The organism is Candidatus Marivariicella framensis (assembly GCF_982709265.1).
On sequence record NZ_CEXPNT010000042.1, the window covers coordinates 1 to 5,132 of the forward strand.

Below are 5,132 nucleotides of genomic sequence, written 5' to 3' on the forward strand. Positions count from 1 at the left end.
TGAACTAAAATTAGATAATCCTAAAAAATAAATAAAACAGATATAAATTGTATCTAGAACATAAGGTGTGAAAGTTAAAAAAGTTGGTGTACTTGGTGTAAACTTGGTGTAAACACTTCACATAACATTTATAAATACTTATTTATCAGTAAGTTAAATAAAATTAATATTTACTGTATCGGTAAGTAACTGATTAGCAGTAAAATTAATGCTTACCAAGGCATGCCAAAAATGTCGGGTGAATGACAATTTATTACACTTATAAACTAAAAATATTTAATTAACATTGTTGTGTATTTTAAAACATTTATAATGAAACAGCCTGAATTAGGTAAAACAATTATTGAATTAAGAAAACAAAAAGGATTGACTCAGGAAGAGTTGGTTGAAAAATGCAATATTACTGTTAGAACAATTCAAAGAATAGAGGCAGGTGAAACTACACCAAGAACCTACACAATTAAAACGTTACTAAATGCTATGGGTTTTGAATATGAAAAAGTATTTGGAAAGGAATATAAGGCAGGGAAGTTTGATAAAATACTTAGAATATTTCCAAGTAATTTGAAGCAAGTCTTAATAACTTCATTTATAGCTGGAATAGTTTACTTTATTTTTGGTTTTGCAGAGACAGTATATTACGCAATATCTTTTTCTCATTTATCTTCTGAAACTAATTGGTCTGATTTACCAATGAATACCTATGAAAGTTATTCAAGCAATACGACTTACACTCTCATAAAAATAATATCAGTTATATCATTTAGTTTTTTTATGCGAGGATTTGTATTAATGGGAAGTTATTATAAAAATTATTTAGTCGAGATAATGGCTTTTTTGATGATAGTTATTAATATAATTTTTGAAACTTCAGAAATAGTATCTATCAATTTTGATGATAGTTTATTCTCTTTTGTTTTAATATCTAAAGCTTTTACATTTGGAATTATTATGATTATTTTCGGAGTTGGAATTTCAAGGCTAAAAACATTAGGGAACTTGTCTAAGGTAACAGGAATTTTAGAGATTATAACAGGAATTTGTTTTGCAACTGTTTTTCTATCTGTAATTGGTATAATTACTTTACTGCCTTTAGAATTGTTAGAACTGTTATTACTTTATAAGGTAAGTTCAAAAATTAAACCTAATTAAAGGGTAGGAACGATTACTATTCAATAATTGGTAAATCTTCTTCAGTAAGTTCAGGTAAGAAAAACTAACACCAATGAACTAAAATTAGATAATCCTAATAAATAAAACATATATAAATTGTATCTAGAACATAAGGTGTGAAAGTTAAAAAGTTGGTGTACTTGGAGTAAACACTACACATAACATTTATAAACACTCATTTATCAGTAAATAGCAAGATTTTATAAAATTAGTTAAAGAAAGTAATTCAAGTTCAGTACCTAATTCCTAGATCAAAACACGCATCAGAAATAAGTGAAGGTTTGCTAATATTAATAGAATAGGTTACATTTAAGTAAAATAGGTAAATTATGAAAAAACTACTATTTATTACTTTAACAGTTCTTTTTATTTCTTGCTCACAAGGAATACATCCAGATTTTGATGCCAATGTAGAGTCTGTTAAAACATTTCTAGAGCTACAAGGGACAGAAACTGACCTCCAAGCTCAACTTGATCTAGTTCATGAAGATCTTTTGTGGCAGCCTGCTTTTCATGGTTCTCCCCAAATTGGGAAAGAAGAATTTGGTGAATATCTTAAAGGTTGGCACGATACAATGGAAGGTGTTGTTTATAATCCTGTAAATTATTTACCTGGTGTTTTGGCCGAAACTGGTCTGCCAGATGGGAGTGTGAGATCGTACGGAAAGTGGACTGGAATTCACTCTGAAACTGGCAAAAGTTGGGAGCTAACCTCATATCACACATGGGATTTTAAAGATGGTCTTATAATTTCAGGAGGTGATTATTTTGACGCTGGTGGCCTACTTGCTTCACTTCAAAAAGTCTACCCTCCGCCTCCGCCTCCAAAAGAATAAAAACTTTTTACATTCCATTAAAGTTATTAATTTTAATTTATTGGCTAAAAATGGTTGGGTTATTCAGGTCCAATATTTAGCGGGTTTAAGCTCTCGTATAAAGTATTGTTTATTGTAGATGTTTAATATTGCTGCATTATTTTACTAGGAAGACCCTCTAATTAAGTTTAGAGTTTCTATTTTAAAAGTTAATAAAATGTTGCTAAGTTTTTAGACTATTAGAATCAATACTTTCAATATGATTTAGTTATTTTTTAAAGACCGAACCAATAATAAAATGACTGACATTAATGATTTTCTCATAGTTGCTTTTTTATAAAAAATAAATACACATGAGTTTTGATCAAATTTATTTGACACGATTGTATTTTTTCAAAACATCAATAAGTAAATCATGAGGAAGAGCATATGCTTTATTTCCATTAATTCCCTCCATAGTTTCAGCTGCAATCATAGCGTTTATAATCGCCTCTTCTACAACTTGAACTGTTGCTTCAAAAAATGGAGTAATTAAATCATTTGAAAAAGTTTTTACTGTTGTTGTTTCATCTCGATTAAAAGCATTTTCATTTGCAGTTGAAAAAGCTAAGAAAATATCTCCAGAACCATTACTTCCCCTTCCTCCAACTAGTCCTATTCCCAGAGGAATTCTTTGTGAGATTCTTTTTAATTGATGTGGAAGAAATGGGGCATCAGTTGCTAATATAACAATGATAGATCCATCTCCTTCAGTAATTCTTGACTTTGGGGGTCCTTTGTAGACAAAATTTAGAGTATCTATTAACTCGAGACCTACTGGCACTCCAGAGATTGTTAAATTTTTTTTACTTCCAAAATTTGATTGAACAATTACACCCAAAGTGTACTTTGAATCTTTAATTTTTATGATTCTTGAAGAAGTTCCTGTCCCTCCTTTAAATCCTAAACACCTCATTCCGGTTCCTCCACCGACATTTCCCTCATCAATTTTACCTCCCGAAGCATTATTTATAGCTTCTCTAACATTTTCCTCTTTAACATGAAAACCATATATATCATTTAAAAATCCATCATAAGTTTCACCAACAACTGGATAGGTATACCACCAACTTTCACCATTATACCAATCGGTATCTACATACCATTTTAAAACTGCATCTCTAACAACACCCACACTATTTGTGTTAGTTATCATAATTGGAGTTTCAAGAAAACCTGATTCTGTTACCCAAGTTGTCCCTGTCATTTCGCCATTACCATTTAAACTATACCAATTAGCGTATACTGGACTAAACTTCTTTGATCTACCCCTAGGGAATATAGCAGTAACTCCAGTTCTTACAGGTCCTTTTCCAATAATATTTGTTCCACTATTAGAGATAATAGTGCTATACCCTACTTCAACACCTTTTACATCAGTTATGGAATTGTTTATCCCAGTTATTCCACTAAAAGGAACTCCCAAGTCTCTTGCTCTTGGTTTTTGACCATAAGATTGATAGTAAATCATTATTATAAAAACAAAAACTATTCTTTTCATTATTCTTGAATTTTAGCGTATTTATCTAATGCTTTTCCAAACTCCTTAATTGCAAATTTTGTAAAAAAATATGTTTTAGGCTCTCCATCAATTCGTAATTCAACTGGCGAATATTTACCACTTTTAATTTCATACATTTCATTTATCACAGTTTGCTTAGTTTTTAAAACATAAAACATGTCATCGCAAAGAGCTTTTATTCCATCGATGCTTTTCAGAACTGTTGATTTTTTTCCATTTCGAATATAGTTAAACTCTACTCCTTGGGTCCATATTGAACCATCTGAATAAAATGCAATTTCAAAAGTTCTATCTCCATCAGGACCAACATATGATTCCCAAATTAAATCCTGTCCAAAAGAAAAAGATGAAAAAAATAAAAGAAATATGAATATTCTATTCATGATTTAAAATAAATAATTAAAGTTATATAATTTTAACACTTAAATTTACTTACCAAACAAAAAACCTTCTAGTAACTAGAAGGTTTTTTGTTTATTTATGTTTCTTTAGAAGATTATTCTTTAGGATACTTTCTAATTCTTTTAGTTTTATTTCCATCAAAATACTCTACATACTTTTTATCTTTTAAAATTTGAAAATATTGTGTTTTTTTAGTTGTTCCAACAATTCTCCAATATACTCGATTTTGTTTTATATCATATTTAATTGATTCAACTCCAGATTTAAAGCCGCCATCGGGTATTTCATAAAACATTAAACCATTAGAATAAGTAAAGTAAAAACATTCTTTATTTTTTCCTTCACACCATTTTCCATTTAGATATTTATTTGGATCAAAATCCTGATTAAAGGTTAAAAGAACTAATAAGGTAAGTAGTGTTTTCATTTTTTTATTCTATGTTTCGAAATTAGGTATAACTTTTTATAAAAACAGTAAGAAGAATATTACGCATATTGCTAAGTTAAACAATTTAAAATCAATTAGTTTTATAAGACAAGTATGTTGATAATTCTAACTGCTCAGTACCATAAAGGTCAAGGACTTGTGAGGCCCTAAGGGCTATATCAAATAACAATACTTCGTCAATTTTACCTTTAAACCTGAGGATCAACAGAATTATGTCTCCCAATTCTAAAACTTTAATTATCTACATTTCCTTGTGTGAAGTTTTATTGAATTACTGATTTTCTATATGTGATAGCTACTCTAAAGCATTCGAGTCGTAAACCACCACCTTCTTCCAAAGGTGTTTCGCTTCTTCTATAAACTTAAGATGGGTTAGATCGGTTTGATAAGCCGCTTCTGCTTCAATAGAAGAGAAAGTAATTAAATACAAATATGTATAACTACTGTCAACCACTTCGCGTTCACTTTTTTTTGCAGGTTTTCCTAGATGAGACTGCACTCCTTGCGGATTGGTTGCCATTAATTTTTGTATTGCCGTTTCAAATGCAACACGATCTTTCTGGCTTTCGGGATTATTCAACCAAAAGAGCACTGTGTGAATAAGCGGTTCTTTGATTGTTTCTGTTTGCCCAAAAGAAACAAGCGGAACAAACAGTAAAACAAGAAGTAGCTTTTTCACAGTGATGGATTTTACTTAAATGTAAGGAAATTAAAAATACCTGAACTTACTGAA

Annotated in this window: 6 protein-coding genes; 2 read left to right on the forward strand and 4 right to left on the reverse strand. The window is 30.0% G+C overall.

Going from position 1 to position 5,132, the window contains the following annotated elements:
• Positions 1–312: 312 nt before the first annotated feature.
• Both AC34EU_RS08635 and AC34EU_RS08640 read left to right on the forward strand, forming a co-directional pair.
• Positions 313–1,152 (forward strand): helix-turn-helix transcriptional regulator, encoded by an 840-nt coding sequence (locus tag AC34EU_RS08635; RefSeq protein ID WP_487534647.1) that lies wholly within the window; start codon positions 313–315, stop codon positions 1,150–1,152.
• A gap of 350 nt (positions 1,153–1,502) precedes the next feature.
• Complete coding sequence (locus AC34EU_RS08640) at positions 1,503–2,009, forward strand: nuclear transport factor 2 family protein (protein WP_489696215.1); 507 nt, start codon at positions 1,503–1,505, stop codon at positions 2,007–2,009.
• Between the two features lie 349 nt (positions 2,010–2,358).
• On the opposite strand, the gene AC34EU_RS08645 is transcribed toward AC34EU_RS08640, so the two are convergent.
• The 4 genes from AC34EU_RS08645 to AC34EU_RS08660 all read right to left on the reverse strand — a co-directional run bounded on the left by AC34EU_RS08645 (position 2,359) and on the right by AC34EU_RS08660 (position 5,078).
• Positions 2,359–3,528, reverse strand: coding sequence for a DmpA family aminopeptidase (locus AC34EU_RS08645; protein WP_489696216.1), 1,170 nt, complete (start codon positions 3,526–3,528; stop codon positions 2,359–2,361).
• Positions 3,528–3,932 carry a hypothetical protein gene (locus AC34EU_RS08650; protein ID WP_487534650.1) on the reverse strand — a complete coding sequence of 135 codons (405 nt, stop codon included), beginning with the start codon at positions 3,930–3,932 and terminating at the stop codon, positions 3,528–3,530. The genes AC34EU_RS08645 and AC34EU_RS08650 overlap by 1 nt, the downstream gene beginning before the upstream one ends.
• Before the next feature lie 113 nt (positions 3,933–4,045).
• Positions 4,046–4,378, reverse strand: coding sequence for a hypothetical protein (locus AC34EU_RS08655; protein WP_487534651.1), 333 nt, complete (start codon positions 4,376–4,378; stop codon positions 4,046–4,048).
• Between the two features lie 316 nt (positions 4,379–4,694).
• Positions 4,695–5,078: a Dabb family protein gene (locus tag AC34EU_RS08660; RefSeq protein ID WP_487534652.1), complete on the reverse strand. Its 384-nt coding sequence runs from the start codon at positions 5,076–5,078 to the stop codon at positions 4,695–4,697.
• Between the last annotated feature and the right edge of the window lie 54 nt (positions 5,079–5,132).

Coding starts and splice junctions, on each gene's coding strand:
- AC34EU_RS08635 (WP_487534647.1), top strand. CDS start 313: ATGAAACAGCCTGAATTAGGTAAAACAATTATTGAATTAAGAAAACAA.
- AC34EU_RS08640 (WP_489696215.1), top strand. CDS start 1,503: ATGAAAAAACTACTATTTATTACTTTAACAGTTCTTTTTATTTCTTGC.
- AC34EU_RS08645 (WP_489696216.1), bottom strand. CDS start 3,528: ATGAAAAGAATAGTTTTTGTTTTTATAATAATGATTTACTATCAATCT.
- AC34EU_RS08650 (WP_487534650.1), bottom strand. CDS start 3,932: ATGAATAGAATATTCATATTTCTTTTATTTTTTTCATCTTTTTCTTTT.
- AC34EU_RS08655 (WP_487534651.1), bottom strand. CDS start 4,378: ATGAAAACACTACTTACCTTATTAGTTCTTTTAACCTTTAATCAGGAT.